Raw genomic sequence first — 19,221 nt, forward strand, 5'->3', positions numbered from 1 at the left:
AAGTTGGAAATATCCGCGAGGTCAGGCTAATTGATACAACAAAGCCCCAGCATATAGCCGGGGCTTTGTGCTTTCAGGATCGCCATCGGGTTTATCTACGGCCCAGACTGCAAAGCCAGGCGAGTAGGGCACAGACGCTCAGAACCAGCCCCAGTTGCTGCACCATGCCTGCTAAACCCAGCATCATCCCAAGTAACAGGTAATAGCTTAATCCGAACAAAGCACCGGCGGCACCGGCCTGTTCACGGTAGTGACGCAGCGCCTGACTCAGCACATTGGGAATGGCGATACCATAGGCAATCACCACGCCGAACACCGGAATCAGGATCCACGCGGAGTGCTGTAAACACCACGCGACGAGACCTGACAACGCTGCCAGCGCACAGGCATAACGTACCAGTCGCTCCGGCGTCAGACCAGTCGTTAACAGTCTTCGGTTCAGCAGGCTACCTGACAGAGAAGCAAACGCAAGTAGTAACCCCGTCCAGCCAAAGGCTCTGGAGCTCCATCCTAATTGCCCGAAAAGAAACGGCGCCAGGCTGTAATAGCTAAACAGCATGGTGTTCAGTAGGGCAACCAGCATGGCGTTTTTCCGCAAATCATTGTCCCGCATCATGCGGGAGAACAATCCGGCAAGCTTCGGGCTGAGCGTATGTTCGGGCCGGGTTTCTGGCAGCATGGTCGCTGTCAGTATTAGCAGTAGCAGCGCCAACAGCACAAGGGCAACAAAGACACCGGTATGGCCATACAGGCTTACCAGCCAACCGCCGCTTAGCAGGCCAAAAACTGGACTCAATGCCAGCGCAGCACCCATTACAGAAAATATGCGGGATAGCGCAGTTGATTCATAACAGTCCCTTAGCATGGTCTGTACCACGACCGACCCGGCAGCCGCACCGATGGCGGAGATCATCCGCGCCATCAGCAAAACGCTGAAGTCGGTGGCAACAACAGCTGCTGCGCAACCTGTTCCATAGCAGATAAGTCCTGCCAGCATCGCCCAACGTCGTCCGATGCAGTCGCTTAGCCACCCCCACATCGCTACGCCGACGGCGAAAGCAACAAAATAAACGGAGAGCGTTTGAGCCGCGCGCTCACTGCTTACGTGAAAAGAGATAGCGATACCCGGCAATGCCGGGCTGTAAATGGTTTCCACCAGTTGTGGAAACATAATCAGTAGTGTAAGAAGCCACAGCGGTGGGCGACGAAGTGTGTTCATAGCAATATCCAGACAGACAGAAAACAGGCGGGCATTATTGCTGAAAGGAATATGTCGCATTACCATTATCAGGACTTTAAATATCAAATATCGGACGTATAATGAAAATTGCCCCCGATGATGCTTTTGATGCGGATAGCTTTGATAAACCGGTAATCGGTATTGCTGCCGATATGGGCGTACATGATTCCGGGCGGCACAGTCATCTTCGTCATCAGCTACTTTTTTCGGCAGCGGGAAGTATTACGATTGAACTGGAGCAGGCCCTGTGTCTGCTACCGCCACGTCGTGCGGTTTGGATCCCGGCAGGCACGGTACATCGCGCCATAATGCGTGGTGTCATGGCTTATCGCTCTTTGTATTTTTCAACCACATTGCCGTTATCTGAGTTACCGCTGCAGATAGTCGAAGTTAATCCGCTTTTTTTTGAAGTGATAGAACGTATGGCATTCTGGCCATGGGAAATGCCTGCCGCACAGCAGTCCAGCCTTATTACCGTTTTTTGTGAGGAAATGCGTGCCGCCCGCAGTGAAAACTGGACATTGCAATATCCCTCAGATCCGCGGCTTAACGTGTGGCTCAAGGGATTACGCATGGGTGAATTGCCACCACGACTGAATCAATTGTCCCGACAGGTTGGGGCATGCGAGAGGACGATCAGTCGAATATTTATCAGGGATACCGGGATGAATTATCAGGACTGGCGGCAGCAATTTAGGTTGTTAAAAGCCATGGAAATGTTGGCTGATGGATGCCATATCAGCAAGGTCGCGCAATATCTGGAGTTTGTCAGCGACAGTGCTTTTATTGCTTTCTTCCATCAACATACCGGCACAACACCTGGCCGTTATTCGGGCAATATAATGCCGCAGAAGGATTAGGGGTATTACATATTAAGGATAATTTACCCAGTGATAGCAGAGTGGGAAGATCGTTTACTGATGGCAGAGAGAAGATCCTCTCTGCCAGCGGACGCTGCAATTAATCAAGAAGAGTTACATCAAGCAAACCAGCCGAACCTTGCGGATATCAGACTGAAAAGTCCTACAGCAGCAAATATATTTATCAGCACCACAGTTTTACTGGAAACATTCATTTTTGCCACCTTTCGTTTTAACCCTTATGGGTATAGTACGGCTTATAACTATCCGCAATAGTACGAATTCTGAACATAATGAAAATGGGTTGTTTTACAGCCGTTTTTCTTAAATTAATTAATAAAACTTGATGTGAGTCATGAAAAAGAGCATATTGCGCGCGATTTTCCCTTCTGGCCAGGATGCCTTAAATGTCCCTATACCAAAAAATGTTGGTTTTTTATGCGGTGATGGCCGTCATCACGGCAATCATCACCTGGTTTCTTTCCCGCGATAAAAAGCGGATTCGCTTTCTTAGCGCGGTATTAGTCGGGGCGACCTGGCCGATGAGTTTTCCCGTTGCGCTGATGTTTTCTCTTTTCTGATGACGGCGTATTCGCCGTTTCAGGAGAAAAGCAGGGCATCTAATCGTTTTTTGTCGGTTTCAGTGACATCCTGTGGGTGCTGATATCCCGCATTCTCATTCGCACGGGTGTACAAGGCAACCAGCCAGTCGTAAACGTAACGGCTTGCACCATGCGAGGGTTGTTCATCCAGCTTCGTCAGGCGTAGCATCGGCGATTGCTTCGGCGCGCTAAAAATAGCCGATCCTTTTTGGATCCTGCTGGCAGGGCGCTGTTCCTCAGCAACGTCGGCAAATCCAAGCCAGGTAATAAAATCACCAATATCGGCGTGTAGCTGCGCGGCACAGACGTTTTCTCGCTGCATAATGCGCTGTAAGCGTTGTGGCATTTCCAGGCGATAGCTGGTGGTGACGAGAATGTCGGCAACCTGCCTTAACGTACGGGGATCGAGTCGTAAACGATGGGCATTATTTTCATCGCGACACCACTGGCGCATGTGGTTAATCCACATTTTGTGTGCCTGATATCCGGTTTCCTGGCTTTCTGGCGAGTGCAGTGTGTCACGCACCTCGGCAAAAAGATCAATCTCTTCATTAAATAAACCGCTTACCTGCTCCTCGCGCGGTTGCTGAATACGCAGCAGCGACTCAAAAATGCGCATCGGCGGGAGCAAACCATCCAGCAGTTCGCCATGTTTTGCCGCTTGCGCCTGTAACTGGCGGATCACCGACTCGTGGCTACCCGATTCGGCTTGCGCGGGATTAATCCAGCTTATCAGGGTTTCGCGGATGCGCTGTTGATGCTGCTCGCGTAGAGAGGTCAACCTGGCCTGGCGCTGCTGTGGTGAAGTTGCCTGAGTCAGCCATTCGACAAGGCGTTGTAAGCTATGTTTATCCAGCGCCTGCAACGTACCCCAATGCAGCCCGGGCTTGCCCATTAATTGCTGCACGGATTCATCAAGGTTTTGCTGGGTACTAAAACGCGCATCCTGCGGGGTAATGGCCCAAACCACGCCCGGTAATGCGGCATCATGAACGGGTTGGGTATCGTTGACCCAGCCCAACAGCTTGCGGGTGATGGCGGGCGTCTGGGCGCGGGCAGAGACCGCGTTGCAGATTAAGAGCACATCCGGTTGCAGATGCTGGCGATAATGTTCCAGCATCCAACCTAATTTTGCCTGCCACAGTGGATGCGGATGAGCATCCGGGGCGAGGGGAATATCGAGCAGATCGACATTCTCCAGCACCGCGTCTTCAACCGTCAGGACCAGCTCGCGCGTGAGCAGCGCCAGTGACGGCAAAGAAAGGCTGACCGCATTGAGCAACTGATGATTTTCAATCGGATGAACCACCACATCGCTTTGCGCCTCATTATTGCCGGTCAATGCCACCTGGGCCAGGAAACTTTCGGCAGGTAAACCAAAATGATCAACCAGCAGGCTCAGCGGGGCCGCTAATTCTTGCGCGTGTCCGGTTTGTTGCAACGTGTGCGCCAGCGCCAGCCACTGCTGCGTCAGCTCCGGTTGTTCTCCCCACAGTAACGCCCAGGCGTTTGCCCGGGTAGTCAGATCCAGTGCGGGTAGCAACGTGGCAAACTGGTGCCATAGCGCATCGTCAATTTGCTGCTGGTTTGCCGGTACGCAGGAACGCCAGAAACGACCGATTGCCGCGACATCATGTGCGGTAATGCCCGGGACCGGGTGACGCTGACGCAGCGTTTGCCATTTTTCCAGGCGCGCCTCAATAATCGATTTCTCGACCTGTCGGTTGTCCGGGAGCGCACTGAACTGGGCGATAAATAGCTGTACCAGTTCGGCTTCACTGAGCAACCGCAGACGCAACGGCCATTCGCTATCATGCGGATTTTCATCGCGCGTAAAGCGGATCGCCATATTGGTTGGTGCATGGCCCGGATTAATATGCGAGAAATAATCAAAGCTGCGATCCGGGGTAACAATATTCACTTTGCCAGCGGCATTGCAGCACAATGCCGCCAGCAGATGTGCTTTTGCCGATTGTGAGTGTCCATATAACCCTATACATCCTTGCGATGAAAAGGTCGTCTTCAGCGCAGATTCACTCACTGCGGCTAGCGTAAGCTGTGCCAGCAGGGCATCCGCTTCATCATCAAGACGCGCTGCACGTTGACGGGTATCTACCACCCACTCGATGGCGGCCTGCGCGGTATTTAACATCTTACTCATTTCAGGTACACGCTCCCGCTATCAATCCAGTAATGGCTTCCGCTATGGCGACGGTCTGCCAGCGTATTCAGTTTTAACGTTAAGGCATTGGCGGCAACGGGGGTGCCATCCTGTAACCAGGCATCACTCAGGATGAAGAATTCCGGGCCACTTTCTTTGCTGCCGCCGCGTAGCTGCAGCCGAACATTCAACACGCCATCTCCGGCGATAGTCTTTGCCAGTTCGGCAGAGTTTATGCTGAGCGTATACAGCGGCGTGGCAGGCCAGCGGCTGTTTGCCAGTTGCCGGAATCCTAACGTCACGTTGCCACGTAACGGGAAATGCAACCGGGCATCCAGCTTCGCCCCAGGTTTATCCAGATCAATATCGTGATACCAGATGTTCTCATCACGCAGGGTATTGACCGTATTATCCAGCACACCGAGAAAGCGTACGGTCGAGTAAGCTCCGATATCGGCAGCTTTAAAGTTAAAGCGTGGCAAACGCAAATCCAGCGCCAGGCTGCACAGCATAGCGCCTACAGCAGCGGTGGATTTAGGGTTACCAATTCGCCCCTGTTGGCTGAACGGATACCACTCATGCACGCGGTAGTTATCCATCCAGATCATACGGTTAACCGGGACAGGTTGCAGATGGCGGATCAACGCCTGTACACCCGGTAAACAGGCGGGCCTGCCGGTCACTAATAAGATATCGCAGCGATAATGTGAAATGGCCTCACAAACCGCGTGCAGCGGGGAAGTCAGGGTAAATTGCCCCGCCAATAGTGCTTCTTGTAACTGCCTGAACTGTACCTGTAACGGCACGCTCAGAACATCAAACGCAGGCGACCCTGCTGGTAACGCATGGTCGATAGCTTGTTGGATGTAGTTCATCACGTTGCGCGTGGGTTGTTGACTCAGGAGTTCCCCAAAGGTGGCATGTAGCCCGGCGACCGGGTCGTTAATATCGCTTTGTTCCCAGGCAGAGAGGACCGCATGACCGAGCGGCATAAAGAGCTGTAACGCCGTTTGTTGACGCAGAATTGCCTGAGTATCGATGCGCCCGGAATCGCCAAACAGCGTGGCCAGCAATGCGGCGGCGTCGGTCACGCCAGCCTGTTGTAAGCGGGTTTGCAGCGCAGGCAACACGCAGCGCTGAATCACGTCCAGCAGCATGTCATCGCCCGCAACTTTAAAACCTTCACGGAACAGCAGATGCGGGGTAATTTTGACATTCGCGCCAACGCCGTCATCAAGCTGGTAATGAACGACGGCCATATCCGTTGTCCCGCCGCCAATGTCGATCGATGCTACGCGCAGCGCACGGCCTTTAGTCTCACCAGGCTCCGGCAAACGGTCCGGGCGGGCAAGGGAGTTAAAGAACGATTCGGTGTGGCCATCGTAGTGTGAGATAGCCTCGTTATACAGCCACACCAGTTGCCCGCAGCTGGCTTCATCCCATTCCATCTGAATTTCAGGTACGGGAACCACACTTTTTTCCTGCTGCTTACGGGTGGTGAAGTCTTCATCCTGTGGGTGCCAGCCCATCGCTTTCCAGACCAGGGCAATAGCTTCAAACATGCGCAGGCGGAAAATCTCGCGCTCCTGTTTGGGCATCGCCGACGGTAGGGTCAGGATCAGCGTCCGCAACTGACGCGGAGACGCCGGGAATCCGAGGCGCAAACGCGTCGCTACGCTGTTAATTTGCCCCAGCGCCTGGGCCAGTATTTCGCACAACATATGAGTCATCAGCGTGCTGCGGCTGTATTGTGGTGAGAACACTGGTAGACGATCGTCCTGCGGCAGGCTGAACAGCGGTTGCCCGTCATCGTTCATCAGGTTCATCAGCGGGAAGGCGGTAGCCAGCGGTTCGCGCTGGGTTTTGCCATTCATCTGGCTAAAGCGCCAGTCATGTAACACCGGCGTTTCATCCCACAGATAGCGGCGCGGGCTTGAGATCCCACTGTTGCCCTCGGTGCCCATACGCTGCATCGCCAGCTTACGGGCTTCATCACCCACACGCACAATCGACGGCCAGATAAAGGCGTCATCACGCCCACTCTCAACGGAAAAATGCTGCTTACCAAAGCGCGCTTCGGAAAACTCCAGCCGACTGGTGAATAGCGGATCGTTGAGGAACTGCGGCTCGCTTAACGAACGGACCTGCAATTCAGCGGTCTGACGCAGCCCGTCATTGGCATCCCCGTGATCTTCAATCAGGACACCACAGGTATGGGTATTACCGATATCCAAAATAAGATCGACGGGAATGGCGGGTGTGCTAAGGGTGTGCGTAACCAGTTTCACTTCCGGGACAGAAAGCTGCTCACCTAACAGGGTCAGCACATTCAGCCAGTGCGCCTGGTATTCAAAGTTACGCAGCGCCTGCTGGATCTCTTGTTCTGAGCGGTTCTCATGTTGGGTGACATGGTGCATAAAAGATTCGCGCAACCAGCCGTCAATCCAGGTCTGGTCAAGGAAATCAGCAATTTCGTTGTCATGCCAGGCCAGCGCAAACCGTGTACCGTTAAGCAGATCATTTTCGTTGGGAGTTAACGCCGCAGGGGCATTTTCAGTAAGTTGGCTGTCCAGCGCTACGGTAACACGGTGGGTGTTACCCGCGCTGTCCGGCTGCGCAAGCTTTCGCACCTGCACGCGTGCCCAGTTATCCGGGCCTTCAACAAACGTACGCGGCGGGTTAAAGCGCAGAAACGGCAGCGGCAGCCAGACACCGTCGAGCACGTCCAGCGAATAATGTAACGTCTGGGTACTTTCCGGCTTCACCACTTCGGGTTGTGCGCCGGTGCTGCCCGGTAGGGTATAGCGTCCTGACGTCAGATCGAAGTCCAGTCGCAGTAGCGGACCGTTTGCCGTTTTGCGCACAAAGCGTCCATGGTGCGCAGATTCCTGCGGCGTGAGGCCGAAATCCAGAAATTGTACACCGCTATTGGCGATGAGCGTCACGCTCTGTTTGTAATCACACAGATTCACCAACATAAAATCAGGCACCTATCTTTTTGATCGTCAGAGGGATTTCCGCGTGATCGTCATAACGCGCGGTACAGGCGGCGACGTCGTTGGTTCCCGCTTTACAGGTAATTTCAGGCATCGGATAACGTGACCCGTCGGTACAACGGGCATTGCCGCGACTCTTAATCATTAATTCACCCGACTGGTGCAAACCGGAGAAAATCTCGGCACGACAAACAATATTGTCACCATGAACCACGCGTGCAGTGCCTTTATTGGCCTGGATCTGATAGCGCAGGGACGGCGCTTTGCCGCTCACCGGATCTTTAACATCGACCATGACGCGCCAGTTACCGTTGAGAAAACGTGTCGTTCCTGCCTTCATCTGGTTGGCATCCATCACCAGTGCATCTTTTGGAATTGCGGCAATCACCACCGGTCCTTCGACAGGTTTCTCTTTCTTCACCGCGGGAGTCACTTCAGCACGATGCAGGGGCAGTGCAGATGTCAATGCTGGCAGCGGTGCCATATCAACCTTAGCGACTTCAACAGCGGCGACAGCGGGTCCGGGCTGGGCGGTCTGTTGCTTCCACAGCAGCGGCCCAACGATGGCTGCAATAATCACTGCGGCAACGGGCAGGCTCCACAGCGGCAGGCGGCGTATGGGCTTCTCCTGTACCGGCGGCGCAGTAACTTCAGGTTCGTTAACAATGACCGGGGGGTCAGGTTCAGTCGGTTTTGGCAGATCAACGACCGGCGTCAGTAAGGGGACATCGGCCTCGGCAAAGGTAATTTCCGGTGCGATTTCTGCTTCCTGTTCTGGCTCTGCTACGGTAACCACAGGAGGAACATCGGCAATGCGCAGGCAGTCGAGGACATCGTCGCGGGGATTTTCATTCAAATTGACGAAGCCCCAGAACGTAATAACGGGTTTGCCATCAACCAGAAATACGTGGTTTTCACCGGGAAACTGGATGGCTTTTTCGAGCAGCGAGCCAAATAGCTGTAGCGAGGTTTTCCCCGATTGCAGACTTTTACGGCTCAGGGTCGCCGCATTTTCCAGCGTGCTTCCCAGATAGCGCAGCGCACGAAAACGTGCCTCTTCATCAGCGGCTTTCCACGCCACGGCTTTCCCTTCTATCGGGGAATACCAGTCAACCCGATCGCCGCTGTCGTTAATTTGTGGGATCGCCAGACAATCCACCATCGCCTGCTGTTTACGCAGACGAAGCGTTTCACGAATTTGCAATGCTGAATCAAACACGGCCTGACCACCGCCGCCCACGGCCTGATAGTCATCCAAATTGCCGCTGCGCAAGAGAGTTTTTGCCACGTTGTTACCCCTTAGACTTCTTCACGTATCTACTTTACGTTTTATAAAAACGAGCAAACGGCGAAAGAGAGGCAAAAAGGGGCTAATTTTCATGGCATAGAGTGCCGGGAAAAATCTTGACGTTTTGAAAAAGACTTAAGGGAAATTAATTCGCTTAGGGTGATGAATTATTCAGCGAAATACACCGGATTAGAATAACCTGATAGTGATTTGTTATTGGTCAGTTTTTGTCAGCTATGCTCTGATATCTCGGTTAATAATAAAATAAGAAGGCTTATAACCATGATTGCAAGGAAAACGTTACTCGCGCTGGCTCTCAGCACAGTCTTACCGTCAGGCGCTGCGTTCGCGGCCAATACTGACACCATCATCTACTGCTCTGAAGCATCGCCGGAGTCATTTAACCCGCAAATCGCCAGTTCAGGTCCTTCATTTGTGGCCAGTTCACAGGTGCTCTACAACCGACTCATCAACTTTGATCCGGTAAAGAATACCCCGATACCGTCTCTGGCAACGGACTGGACGATTTCCCCGGACGGTAAGACTTACACGTTTACCCTGCGTCAGGGCGTGAAATTCAACAGTAATAAATTCTTTAAACCGACCCGCGACTTCAACGCTGATGACGTGATTTTCTCGGTATTACGGCAGAAAGATGCCGATCATCCGTATCACAAGGTTTCTCAGGGAAGCTACGAATACTTTAACGATGTCGGTCTGGATAAACTGATTAAAGAAGTGAAGAAGGTTGATGATTTTCACGTTCAGTTTGTCCTCAATGAACCTAATGCCGCGTTTCTTGCCGACTGGGGTATGGATTTTGCCTCCATCCTTTCTGCGGAATATGCCGACGTGATGCTGAAAAAAGGCACCCCGGAAAACGTCGATAACTGGCCGATTGGTACCGGGCCTTACGTGTTGCAGCAGTACAAGCAGGACTCGCAAATCCGCTATCTCGCTAACCCTAACTACTGGGATGGCGCCGTTCCAACGAAGCACCTGATCTTCTCAATCACGCCAAACGTCCAGACGCGGCTGGCAAAACTGCAAACCAATGAGTGCCAGATAATCCCGGCGCCAGCCCCCGTACAGTTTGACGAGATTAAAAAGAATAAAGATTTGACGCTGCATTCGGTTGAAGCGCTGAACGTCGGATATCTGGCGTTTAATACCGAGAAAAAACCGTTTGATAACGTGCTGGTGCGCCAGGCGCTAAACTACGCAACCGATAAAAAGGCGATTATTAACGCCGTCTTCTTAGGTTCCGGTACGGTGGCAAAATCGCCGATTCCGCCGAATATGATGGGCTTCAATAAAGATCTGCAGGATTACACTTACGACCCGCAAAAGGCGAAAGATCTGCTGAAGCAGGCGGGGCTGGAAAACGGCTTTGAAGCGACGCTGTGGTCAATGCCGGTTCAGCGCCCTTACAACCCGAACTCCCGACGGATTGCTGAGATGATCCAGAGCGACTGGGCAAAGGTGGGCGTGAAGGCGAAAATTGTGTCGTACGAGTGGGGGGAATATCTCTCCGGAATGCGTAAAGGTGAGCATGACACCGCGTTGTTTGGCTGGATGTCAGACAACGGCGATCCGGATAACTTCGCCGATGTGCTGCTGGGCTGCGACAGCATAAAAACCGGATCTAACGCCGCGCGCTGGTGCGATAAAGAGTATAATTCGCTGGTTCAAAAGGCGAAGCTGGTGAGTAAACCGGAAGAGCGCGCCGCGCTTTACCAGCAATCGCAAGAGATTTTCTACCAGCAGGCTCCGTGGATAGCCCTGGCAAACGGTAAAACGTTCTACGCTACGCGCAGCAATGTCAGCGGATACAGCGTCAGCCTGATGGGCAGTGATTTTTCAAAAGCAAAATTAAATTAATGAGTTAAGGAGAGGTTATGTCGCATCTGGATGAGGTCAGCGCACGTGTTGATGCCGCCATTGAAGAGAGCGTCATTACGCATATGAATGAATTGCTGATTGAGCTCAGCGATGATGTCGCGTTGAGCCGGGAAGATCGCTATACCCAGCAACAGCGTTTGCGTACGGCGATCGCACATCATGGCCGTCAGCATAAAGAAGATATGGAAGCCCGTCGAGAACAGTTGACCAAAGGCGGCACAATCCTCTGATATTTCCCTTATCCGACCTACAGGCACGTTCTGTAGGTCTGATAAGCGAAGCGCCATCAGGCAATTAAAACGAACGTCTCGCCACCAGCCACGCCCCGATGACCAACAGCACCGCGCCACAGACCGGACCTACCAGCGCCCGCAGCGGCACGCCGTGACTACGTAGAATATCCAGCACCAGCCCGCCGATTAACTGGCTAGCCACCAGCACCGCGATAGTGGTAGCGGCCCCCACATTTTGGTACCCATTGATGCTGGCAAAAACAAAGAACGATCCCAACAAGCCGGGGATGAGCGTCCACCAGCGCACGCTGGATACCAGTTCTCCAAATCCCGCAGCTCCTTGCTTAAACCACAGTATGCTGACAAACAGCACGATCCCGACCAGCGAGTTAAGTAACATGGCGATAAGGATCGTCGAAGACGTCTGCGTGATGCGTACCATCAAGGTATTTTGCACCACCAGACCAATACCCGCGGCAATCAGAAAGGAGAGGGTCAGCGTCTGGTTCATCTAAGGGCATCCGGTTCGCGGCGATTGTCTAACTGTAACTGCATGAAGGTTAGATCCAGCCACCGCCCAAATTTAGTGCCAACCTGCGGCATTTGCGCGGTGGTTTTAAAGCCCAGCAAGCCGTGCAGATGCAGTGATGCCTGATTTTGAGACTCAATACCTGCCACCATTACATGCTTGCCGCATGCGCGGGCTTCGTCTATCAGTCTGCTGAGCAGTGCCCGTCCTAGCCCTTTTCCCTGATGTTCAGGATGAACATACACCGAATGTTCAACGGTATGACGGAAGCCATCAAAGTTACGCCAGTCGCCAAAGGAGGCGTATCCCGTAACCACGCCATTCTCTTCACTCACCAGCACCGGATACCCCATCAATTGTCGGGCTTCATACCAGGAAATACGGTTTTCGGCATCGACCGTTTGATCGTTCCAGATAGCCGCCGTATGCAGTACCGCATGGTTGTAGATTTCTGCAATGGCGGCGCAGTCTTCTTTGCTGGCAAATCGAATTGACATGTTGAACCTCAGGGCTTGTTCACTATAGTATTACAATATGAATACTATTGAAGACAGCATAAATCAACGGATCAGTGCAAGAATTCGCATTGAGCGGGAATCCCGAGGTTGGTCACTCACGGAACTTGCCGAGCGCGCGGGTGTGTCGCGGGCGATGATCCATAAAATAGAGCGCGGCGAGAGTAGTCCAACGGCTACGCTGCTGGGCAGGCTTTCCGGTGCGTTTGGCATCAGCATGTCTACCCTGATTGCGCGGGCTGAAATGCAGGAGGGCAAGCTGCTGCGCTTCGTCGATCAGCCCGTCTGGCACGACCCGCAAAGTCACTATCTGCGCCGCCATGTTTCACCGCGCAGCGATCTGCCTATCGATCTGGTACAGATCGAATTACCCGCCGGAAGCGACATCCCGATGCCAGCCTCTTCCTATGTGCAGGCCAGACAACTTATCTGGTTACAGCAGGGTGAATTAGTCTTTGTCGAAGGGGACGTACGCCATGAAATGCAGGCAGGTGATTGCCTGGAACTAGGCCCGCCGAATGACTGTCGGTTTATCAATGAAACCGCGCAACCCTGCGTTTACCTGGTTGTGCGGTTAAACCACGTCGTCAGCTAAATAGCAGGCACAGACTGCTACTATTGATGGATTCATGCCAAAAGCAGAGGAGCACATCATGGGTCAACAGACTAATCGTAACCGTCGCTGGGTACTGGCTTCACGCCCGCATGGCGCGCCAGTCCCGGAGAACTTCCGTCTTGAAGAAGATGAGGTGGCAACGCCAGGTGAAGGCCAGATTTTGCTGCGCACCGTTTATCTTTCCCTCGATCCCTACATGCGTGGCCGTATGAGCGATGAGCCATCTTACTCACCACCAGTAGAGATTGGTGGTGTTATGGTGGGGGGGACCGTAAGTCGCGTGGTGTCATCCCACCATCCGGACTACCAGCCAGGCGAATGGGTATTGAGCTACAGCGGTTGGCAGGACTATGACATCTCCGACGGTAACGGGCTGGTGAAGCTTGGCGATCATCCCGAACATCCCTCCTGGGCGCTGGGTGTTATGGGTATGCCGGGGTTTACCGCTTATATGGGCCTGCTGGATATCGGTCAGCCGAAAGCGGGAGAAACGCTGGTGGTAGCCGCCGCAACCGGGCCGGTTGGCGCAACGGTCGGGCAGATCGGTAAGCTTAAAGGTTGTCGGGTGATCGGTGTGGCGGGTGGGGCAGAGAAATGCCGACATGCCACCGAGGTATTGGGCTTTGATGTTTGCCTCGATCACCACGCACAAGATTTTGCGCAACAACTGGCAAAAGCCTGCCCGCAGGGGATCGATATTTATTACGAAAACGTCGGCGGAAAAGTATTTGATGCCGTTCTGCCACTGCTCAATACCTCAGCGCGGATTCCACTTTGTGGCCTTGTCAGTGGTTATAACGCCACGTCGCTTCCGGCCGGACCTGACAGATTACCGCTGTTAATGGCAACGCTGCTGAAAAAGCGTATTCGCATGCAGGGTTTTATCATTGGTCAGGATTATGGGCACCGCATTCATGAATTTCAGCGGGAGATGGGGCGCTGGGTTAAAGAGGGCAAAATCCACTACCGCGAGCAGGTGACCGACGGTCTGGAAAATGCGCCACAAACCTTTATCGGTCTGCTGACCGGCAAAAACTTCGGCAAGGTAGTGATTCGTCTTGCTGAGGATTGATACGTAAAGGTGGAAGACGGTGAATGCCTGTAACCAGGCCTGCTTCGTACAAAATGTAGGCCTGGTAAAATGCCAATGACGTTATCTGGATGAAAAGCGATTATTCATGGAGAAAATAAGAAGGTTACTACACGAAAGCGAATAAACACTCCACATTGAGATAAATAATGATTACTATTCTCATTCTTAAAAAGGCAAAACCATGATTTTGCTCATTGAAGCTATGTGAAGCAGTAACAAACGAATTTATCAAAGGGAGTCGTCATGTCTTTACGTCATCTGTTTTCACCGCGTCTGCGTGGTTCTTTACTGTTAGGTTCACTGCTCGTTGCATCATCTTTTACTACGCAGGCCGCAGAAGAACTGCTGCGCAAAGCCGTCGGCAAAGGCGCCTATGAAATGGCGTACAGCCAGCAAGAGAACGCGCTGTGGCTGGCGACCTCACAGAGCCGCAAACTGGATACCGGCGGGGTGGTTTATCGTCTTGACCCGGTCACCCTCGAAGTGACCCAGGTGATTCATAACGATCTCAAACCGTTTGGTGCCACCATCAACAACGCCACGCAAACGCTGTGGTTCGGCAACACGGTAAACAGCGCGGTTACGGCGATGGATGCCAAAACGGGTGCGGTGAAAGGACGTCTGGTGCTGGATACGCGTAAGCGCTCTGAAGACGTTCGCCCGCTGCAGCCGCGTGAGCTGGTCGCCGATGATGCTACCAACACGGTATACATTAGCGGTATTGGTAAAGAGAGTGTGATTTGGGTGGTGGACGGTGAGACGATCAAGCTGAAGGACACCATCCAAAATACCGGCAAAATGAGCACCGCTCTGGCTGTCGACAGCAAGGCTAAACGCCTGTACACCGCCAATGCCGACGGTGAATTCATCACCATCGATACCGCCACTAACAAAATTATCAGCCGCAAAAAACTGCTGGATGATGGGAAAGAGCATTTCTTTATCAACCTGAGCCTGGACACCGCTGGCAACCGTGCATTTGTCACCGACTCTAAAGCGGCGGAAGTGCTGGTCATCGACATCCGTAATGGCAACGTACTGGCAAAAGTCGCCGCGCCGGAATCCCTGGCCGTGTTGTTCAACCCAACGCGTAATGAAGCCTACGTGACTCATCGCCAGGCCGGTAAAGTGAGTGTGATCGACGCGAAAAGCTATAAAGTCGTCAAAACATTCGAGACCCCAACGTTCCCGAATAGCCTGGCGCTCTCCGCCGATGGCAAAACCCTGTACGTCAGCGTGAAACAGAAATCTACCCGCGAGCAGGAAGCCACCCAACCGGACGATGTTATTCGTATTGCGCTATAAAATATCAGGAGGGGGAAACCCCTCCTGTCATTTCTCTAAACCCCACGATACGCCTCGTTACACCCCGGCGGTAGCCCGACCCACTTCAGGGACTTACACTACGCCCTCAACGGCTAACTGAATAACACGGGAATACCATGAAAAAGCCATTTATCTGTCTTTGTGCAGGCGTAATGCTGTTTACCCTGGCAGGATGCACCACCGATTACGTCATGACGACCAAAAGCGGACAAACCATTACCACCCAGGGCAAGCCAAAACTGGATAAAGATACGGGAATGACCAGCTATACCGATCAGGATGGAAATGCGCGGGAAATTAACAGCAGCGATGTAGCGCAGTTGATTGAAGCGAACTAAAAAAGAAGGCCTGAAGGGTTAACCTGTCAGGCCTTCAGCCATTACGGCGCGGTGCGGTGGATTTCCGCGACGCGTTTACGCACACCGAACCAGCCTGCAACCAGCAGGATGGCAATCAACGGTAACGACGCGATGGTGTAGGTGCCGTTTGGATAGTCAAACGCCATCAGCACCAGCACGCTCAGCAGGAACAGTAGGGTTAGCCACGAGGTAAACGGAGCGCCCGGCAGTTTAAAGCTGACGTCTGCCGTTTTACCTTCTTTTATGGCCCGGCGCAGACGCATCTGACAGACCATGATAAAGCCCCACGACGCAATAATGCCCAACGACGCGAAGTTCAACACGATCTCAAACACCTGCGACGGCACCAGATAGTTCAGGAATACCCCGACGACATAGACGACCAACGTGGCGAGGATCCCAGCCCAGGGTACTTGTTGACGGCTCATTTTAGCCATGAATTTAGGCGCCGATCCGCCCATCGACATGGAACGTAAAATACGCCCGGTGCAGTACAGCCCAGAGTTAAGGCTGGAAAGCGCCGCGGTGAGCACCACAATATTCATGATACTGCCGATATACGGCACGCCCAGTTTGGAGAAGAAGGTAACAAACGGGCTTTGCCCCGCCTGATAGGCATTCCACGGCAGTAACAGAACCAGCAGCACGACAGAACCGACATAGAACAGACCAATACGCCAGATAACGCTATTGATCGCTTTTGGCACCATGGTTTGCGGATCTTTGCACTCACCAGCGGCAGTGCCCACCAGTTCAATAGAGGCAAATGCGAAAACCACCCCCTGAACCAGTACCAGCGCCGGCAGCAGGCCATGTGGGAAGAATCCACCGTTGTCGGTGATCAGGTGAAAACCGGTGGCGTTACCATCCAGCGGCTTTCCAGTGCCTAAAAAGACGGTACCCACCACCAGGAAAATCACAATCGCCAGCACTTTGACCAGTGCAAACCAAAACTCCATCTCCGCGAACCACTTCACGCCGATCATGTTCATGGTGCCGATAATAGCCAGCGCGCCGAGGGCGAACACCCACTGCGGTACATCCCCAAATGAGCCCCAGTAATGCATATACAACGCCACCGCGGTGATATCGACAATGCCGGTCATCGCCCAGTTGATGAAGTACATCCAGCCAGCCACATAGGCGGCTTTCTCACCTAAAAATTCACGAGCGTAGGAGACAAAGCTGCCGCTGGAAGGGCGATGTAAAACCAGTTCGCCAAGCGCGCGCAGTATAAAGAACGAAAAAATACCGCACACCAGATAAACCAGCGCCAGAGCAGGGCCAGCCATCTGCAAGCGTGCGCCAGCCCCTAAAAACAACCCGGTACCAATTGCGCCGCCAATGGCGATCATCTGTACCTGTCGGTTTCCCATTGCTTTGTGATACCCCTCTTCGTGGGCATTCAACCAGCGTCGTTTCGCCGCATGTTGTTCCGCGGCTTGCGTGTTGTTTGTGTTCATTACTTTTCCTGTTGACCTGACAAAAATACAAAATCCTTTTTGCCGCACCTGCTGCGGCGAAAACAGCCTTACCCTTCATTGTGTTATGGGGGAAAACTGCCGGCCGAGCATCCTACATTCAATTGTTCGGTTCCGCAAAGCCCCGATAACAAGAATTCAGCATTTTGTACAGCCAGCACTGGCGCGGTGTGGCCTCGATTCAGCCAATAAAAGAGAAGGGTGTAAATACGTGGAGAGGTGTGCGCTTATCGAGACATTCATCCGATAAGCGCCGTAAGGTTATGCTGATACGCCAAAGACCTGAACGGCCTGCTGTAAGCGCGATGAACGTTGAGTCAGATCGGCGGTAGCATCGGTGACACGCTCCACCATCTCGGCGTTATTGTGTGTCATGGTACCAACGCGTGAAATCGAATCGTTAATCAGATCCAGCGCCTGGGTTTGCTCACGCGTCGCCAGACTAATATCTTTGATCATCATCGACATCTGCAGGACATCGCCAATCATCCCGGTAAGATGCGTTTCCGTTTGCTCCACCATTTTGACGCCGCTATTGACGTTGGCGACATTCTTCTCAATCAGCTGTTTGATCTCTTTTGCTGCAGACGCCGAGTGCTGCGCCAGATTACGGACCTCTGCCGCTACAACGGCAAAACCACGCCCGGACTCCCCGGCTCGCGCGGCCTCAACCGCGGCATTGAGCGCCAGAATATTAGTCTGGAAAGCAATACTGTCGATAACGCCGATGATGTCGACTATCTGCCCGTTGTCACGCGATATCGCCTGCATCATGGCGATAGTTTGTTTCATGATATCGCCGCCTTCTGCCGCATTGGCGCTGGTTTTATCGGCCATGGTCATAGTATGTGCCGCAGTTTCAGCTGTTTGCTGTACCGCACTGCCAATTTCTTCAATGGCGGCTGCGGTTTGTTGCAGGTCGGCGGAGGTTTCTTCTGAACGCTTGTGCAGCGCCGTACCTTCTTTTGATACCCGCTGACTGATGGCGCGAATACCGGATATTTGCGTACTGACATCATCGACCAGGGAATTCAGATTAAGCCCGGACTGATTAACCAGACGCATCAGCATTCCGATCTCATCCACCCGATTTAAATGACAGTTATCAGGTTTTCTCCCGGAGACCACTTTCTTCATTTGCGTCAGTAGCGTATTAACTGGCTGACAAATTTGATACTTAAGGTAAATAGCAAGCATCAGAAATAAGAACAGCAACCCTCCCGCCTGAATAAATGGATTAACAGGAGCAAAGAGAAATAGAACAGCGAGCAGGGCGATTACCCCTAAAGAATAATTAACGCGCTGGCTAATGCTCAGCCATTTAAACATTGATGCCCATGACAATATTCCGCGACGAATGACAATGCCTTTAAAAAGTCGAAATCCTTTAAGCTGCTGATTATTAATTTTATGATATAAGCTTTCGCTTTGAGTTATTTCATCGCGCGAAGGAACGGTACGCACCGAGATGTAGCCGGTGAGTTTTTCATTGTGCCAGACCGGCGTAACGTTGGCGCGAACCCAGTAATGGTCGCCATTCTGCCGGCGATTTTTCACCATCCCCGTCCAGCTGTCTCCCTGCTGTAGCGTGTACCACATATCGGCGAACGCCGCGGGAGGCATATCGGGATGGCGAATAATATTATGCGGTTCGCCCATTAATTGCTGTTCGTTAAATCCGCTGGCATCAATAAACGCGGAGTTAGCGTAGGTAATATGACTTTCTTTATCCGTCGTAGAAAGCAGCGTCGCTTTATCGTTAAGTGCGTGCTCAATTTGTGTAACGGGCATGTTACTTTTCATAGAGGTCCCATGGTGCTATGTATAATCCATACAAAAATCCCCGCAATAAAATCGGGGGATATAAAAATCTGTTGTAGACCGTTTTAATAAGAAACGTTGCATTCTCTACTAATCATCAATTCTGTGGAAGTAGTTAAAATAAAAATTTCTATGTAAATCATTCATCCTGTGTCATAAAAATGAAACAATTAATACAAGCGTATAACGTGACAAGTCG

General features: G+C 52.5%; 17 protein-coding genes. 8 read left to right on the plus strand and 9 right to left on the minus strand.

Features of this window, described 5'->3' with window-relative positions:
* Positions 1 to 91: 91 nt before the first annotated feature.
* Positions 92 to 1,219, minus strand: a complete 1,128-nt coding sequence (locus tag OGY37_RS18630; RefSeq protein ID WP_286547424.1) for a multidrug effflux MFS transporter — start codon at positions 1,217 to 1,219, stop codon at positions 92 to 94.
* A 101-nt stretch (positions 1,220 to 1,320) separates the two neighbouring features.
* Here OGY37_RS18630 and OGY37_RS18635 point away from each other — a divergent pair, with 101 nt between their 5' ends.
* Positions 1,321 to 2,100: an AraC family transcriptional regulator gene (locus OGY37_RS18635; protein ID WP_126318015.1), complete on the plus strand. Its 780-nt coding sequence runs from the start codon at positions 1,321 to 1,323 to the stop codon at positions 2,098 to 2,100.
* Between the two features lie 119 nt (positions 2,101 to 2,219).
* On the opposite strand, the gene yncL is transcribed toward OGY37_RS18635, so the two are convergent.
* Entirely contained in the window at positions 2,220 to 2,315 is a 96-nt protein-coding gene (yncL, locus tag OGY37_RS18640; RefSeq protein WP_071524268.1) for a stress response membrane protein YncL, read from the minus strand.
* 192 nt (positions 2,316 to 2,507) lie between these two features.
* On the opposite strand from yncL, the gene OGY37_RS18645 reads away from it, so the two are divergent.
* On the plus strand, positions 2,508 to 2,681 hold the full coding sequence (locus tag OGY37_RS18645; protein ID WP_003020198.1) for a GhoT/OrtT family toxin: 174 nt from the start codon (positions 2,508 to 2,510) through the stop codon (positions 2,679 to 2,681).
* A 19-nt stretch (positions 2,682 to 2,700) separates the two neighbouring features.
* Here the strand turns inward: OGY37_RS18645 and OGY37_RS18650 are convergent, their stop codons facing one another.
* From OGY37_RS18650 to OGY37_RS18660, 3 genes are read right to left on the minus strand one after another with little or no spacing between them, the layout of a single operon-like run.
* Positions 2,701 to 4,863 carry a virulence factor SrfC family protein gene (locus OGY37_RS18650; protein WP_286547421.1) on the minus strand — a complete coding sequence of 721 codons (2,163 nt, stop codon included), beginning with the start codon at positions 4,861 to 4,863 and terminating at the stop codon, positions 2,701 to 2,703.
* Positions 4,860 to 7,841, minus strand: coding sequence for a virulence factor SrfB (locus OGY37_RS18655; RefSeq protein ID WP_286547419.1), 2,982 nt, complete (start codon positions 7,839 to 7,841; stop codon positions 4,860 to 4,862). Before OGY37_RS18655 ends, OGY37_RS18650 begins: the two co-directional genes overlap by 4 nt.
* Positions 7,842 to 7,845: 4 nt before the next feature.
* Entirely contained in the window at positions 7,846 to 9,147 is a 1,302-nt protein-coding gene (locus OGY37_RS18660) for an SrfA family protein (RefSeq protein WP_286547417.1), read from the minus strand.
* Positions 9,148 to 9,429: 282 nt separating this feature from the next.
* Between OGY37_RS18660 and OGY37_RS18665 the strand changes: the two genes are divergently transcribed.
* Positions 9,430 to 11,028 carry an ABC transporter substrate-binding protein gene (locus tag OGY37_RS18665; protein ID WP_148361948.1) on the plus strand — a complete coding sequence of 533 codons (1,599 nt, stop codon included), beginning with the start codon at positions 9,430 to 9,432 and terminating at the stop codon, positions 11,026 to 11,028.
* Between the two features lie 17 nt (positions 11,029 to 11,045).
* Entirely contained in the window at positions 11,046 to 11,279 is a 234-nt protein-coding gene (locus tag OGY37_RS18670) for a YdcY family protein (RefSeq protein WP_003020183.1), read from the plus strand.
* Positions 11,280 to 11,343: 64 nt separating this feature from the next.
* On the opposite strand, the gene OGY37_RS18675 is transcribed toward OGY37_RS18670, so the two are convergent.
* Together OGY37_RS18675 and OGY37_RS18680 are read right to left on the minus strand one after the other, a co-directional pair.
* Positions 11,344 to 11,793 (minus strand): DMT family transporter, encoded by a 450-nt coding sequence (locus tag OGY37_RS18675; RefSeq protein ID WP_148361949.1) that lies wholly within the window; start codon positions 11,791 to 11,793, stop codon positions 11,344 to 11,346.
* Positions 11,790 to 12,308: a GNAT family N-acetyltransferase gene (locus OGY37_RS18680; protein ID WP_149384230.1), complete on the minus strand. Its 519-nt coding sequence runs from the start codon at positions 12,306 to 12,308 to the stop codon at positions 11,790 to 11,792. The genes OGY37_RS18675 and OGY37_RS18680 overlap by 4 nt, the downstream gene beginning before the upstream one ends.
* A gap of 37 nt (positions 12,309 to 12,345) precedes the next feature.
* Here OGY37_RS18680 and OGY37_RS18685 point away from each other — a divergent pair, with 37 nt between their 5' ends.
* The 4 genes from OGY37_RS18685 (at position 12,346) to OGY37_RS18700 (ending at position 15,699) form a co-directional block, all read left to right on the plus strand.
* On the plus strand, positions 12,346 to 12,921 hold the full coding sequence (locus OGY37_RS18685) for a helix-turn-helix domain-containing protein (protein ID WP_003833097.1): 576 nt from the start codon (positions 12,346 to 12,348) through the stop codon (positions 12,919 to 12,921).
* 58 nt (positions 12,922 to 12,979) lie between these two features.
* Positions 12,980 to 14,014 carry an NADPH-dependent curcumin/dihydrocurcumin reductase gene (curA, locus tag OGY37_RS18690; RefSeq protein ID WP_148361950.1) on the plus strand — a complete coding sequence of 345 codons (1,035 nt, stop codon included), beginning with the start codon at positions 12,980 to 12,982 and terminating at the stop codon, positions 14,012 to 14,014.
* 264 nt (positions 14,015 to 14,278) lie between these two features.
* Positions 14,279 to 15,340, plus strand: coding sequence for a 7-bladed beta-propeller protein YncE (gene yncE, locus OGY37_RS18695; protein ID WP_149384231.1), 1,062 nt, complete (start codon positions 14,279 to 14,281; stop codon positions 15,338 to 15,340).
* Between the two features lie 137 nt (positions 15,341 to 15,477).
* Positions 15,478 to 15,699 carry a YgdI/YgdR family lipoprotein gene (locus OGY37_RS18700; protein ID WP_003833091.1) on the plus strand — a complete coding sequence of 74 codons (222 nt, stop codon included), beginning with the start codon at positions 15,478 to 15,480 and terminating at the stop codon, positions 15,697 to 15,699.
* Positions 15,700 to 15,740: 41 nt separating this feature from the next.
* Here the strand turns inward: OGY37_RS18700 and ansP are convergent, their stop codons facing one another.
* Positions 15,741 to 17,183: an L-asparagine permease gene (gene ansP / locus OGY37_RS18705; protein WP_191236311.1), complete on the minus strand. Its 1,443-nt coding sequence runs from the start codon at positions 17,181 to 17,183 to the stop codon at positions 15,741 to 15,743.
* Between the two features lie 279 nt (positions 17,184 to 17,462).
* Complete coding sequence (locus OGY37_RS18710) at positions 17,463 to 19,004, minus strand: methyl-accepting chemotaxis protein (RefSeq protein WP_079937291.1); 1,542 nt, start codon at positions 19,002 to 19,004, stop codon at positions 17,463 to 17,465.
* Between the last annotated feature and the right edge of the window lie 217 nt (positions 19,005 to 19,221).

This window comes from Citrobacter sp. Cpo030 (genome assembly GCF_030333005.1).
Taxonomy (GTDB): Bacteria; Pseudomonadota; Gammaproteobacteria; order Enterobacterales; family Enterobacteriaceae; genus Citrobacter; species Citrobacter portucalensis.

Excerpts from the sequence above, each read along its gene's own strand:
- OGY37_RS18630 (WP_286547424.1), bottom strand. The coding sequence starts at position 1,219 with ATGAACACACTTCGTCGCCCACCGCTGTGGCTTCTTACACTACTGATT.
- OGY37_RS18635 (WP_126318015.1), top strand. The coding sequence starts at position 1,321 with ATGAAAATTGCCCCCGATGATGCTTTTGATGCGGATAGCTTTGATAAA.
- yncL (WP_071524268.1), bottom strand. The coding sequence starts at position 2,315 with ATGAATGTTTCCAGTAAAACTGTGGTGCTGATAAATATATTTGCTGCT.
- OGY37_RS18645 (WP_003020198.1), top strand. The coding sequence starts at position 2,508 with ATGTCCCTATACCAAAAAATGTTGGTTTTTTATGCGGTGATGGCCGTC.
- OGY37_RS18650 (WP_286547421.1), bottom strand. The coding sequence starts at position 4,863 with ATGAGTAAGATGTTAAATACCGCGCAGGCCGCCATCGAGTGGGTGGTA.
- OGY37_RS18655 (WP_286547419.1), bottom strand. The coding sequence starts at position 7,841 with ATGTTGGTGAATCTGTGTGATTACAAACAGAGCGTGACGCTCATCGCC.
- OGY37_RS18665 (WP_148361948.1), top strand. The coding sequence starts at position 9,430 with ATGATTGCAAGGAAAACGTTACTCGCGCTGGCTCTCAGCACAGTCTTA.
- OGY37_RS18670 (WP_003020183.1), top strand. The coding sequence starts at position 11,046 with ATGTCGCATCTGGATGAGGTCAGCGCACGTGTTGATGCCGCCATTGAA.
- OGY37_RS18675 (WP_148361949.1), bottom strand. The coding sequence starts at position 11,793 with ATGAACCAGACGCTGACCCTCTCCTTTCTGATTGCCGCGGGTATTGGT.
- OGY37_RS18680 (WP_149384230.1), bottom strand. The coding sequence starts at position 12,308 with ATGTCAATTCGATTTGCCAGCAAAGAAGACTGCGCCGCCATTGCAGAA.
- OGY37_RS18685 (WP_003833097.1), top strand. The coding sequence starts at position 12,346 with ATGAATACTATTGAAGACAGCATAAATCAACGGATCAGTGCAAGAATT.
- curA (WP_148361950.1), top strand. The coding sequence starts at position 12,980 with ATGGGTCAACAGACTAATCGTAACCGTCGCTGGGTACTGGCTTCACGC.
- yncE (WP_149384231.1), top strand. The coding sequence starts at position 14,279 with ATGTCTTTACGTCATCTGTTTTCACCGCGTCTGCGTGGTTCTTTACTG.
- OGY37_RS18700 (WP_003833091.1), top strand. The coding sequence starts at position 15,478 with ATGAAAAAGCCATTTATCTGTCTTTGTGCAGGCGTAATGCTGTTTACC.
- ansP (WP_191236311.1), bottom strand. The coding sequence starts at position 17,183 with ATGAACACAAACAACACGCAAGCCGCGGAACAACATGCGGCGAAACGA.
- OGY37_RS18710 (WP_079937291.1), bottom strand. The coding sequence starts at position 19,004 with ATGAAAAGTAACATGCCCGTTACACAAATTGAGCACGCACTTAACGAT.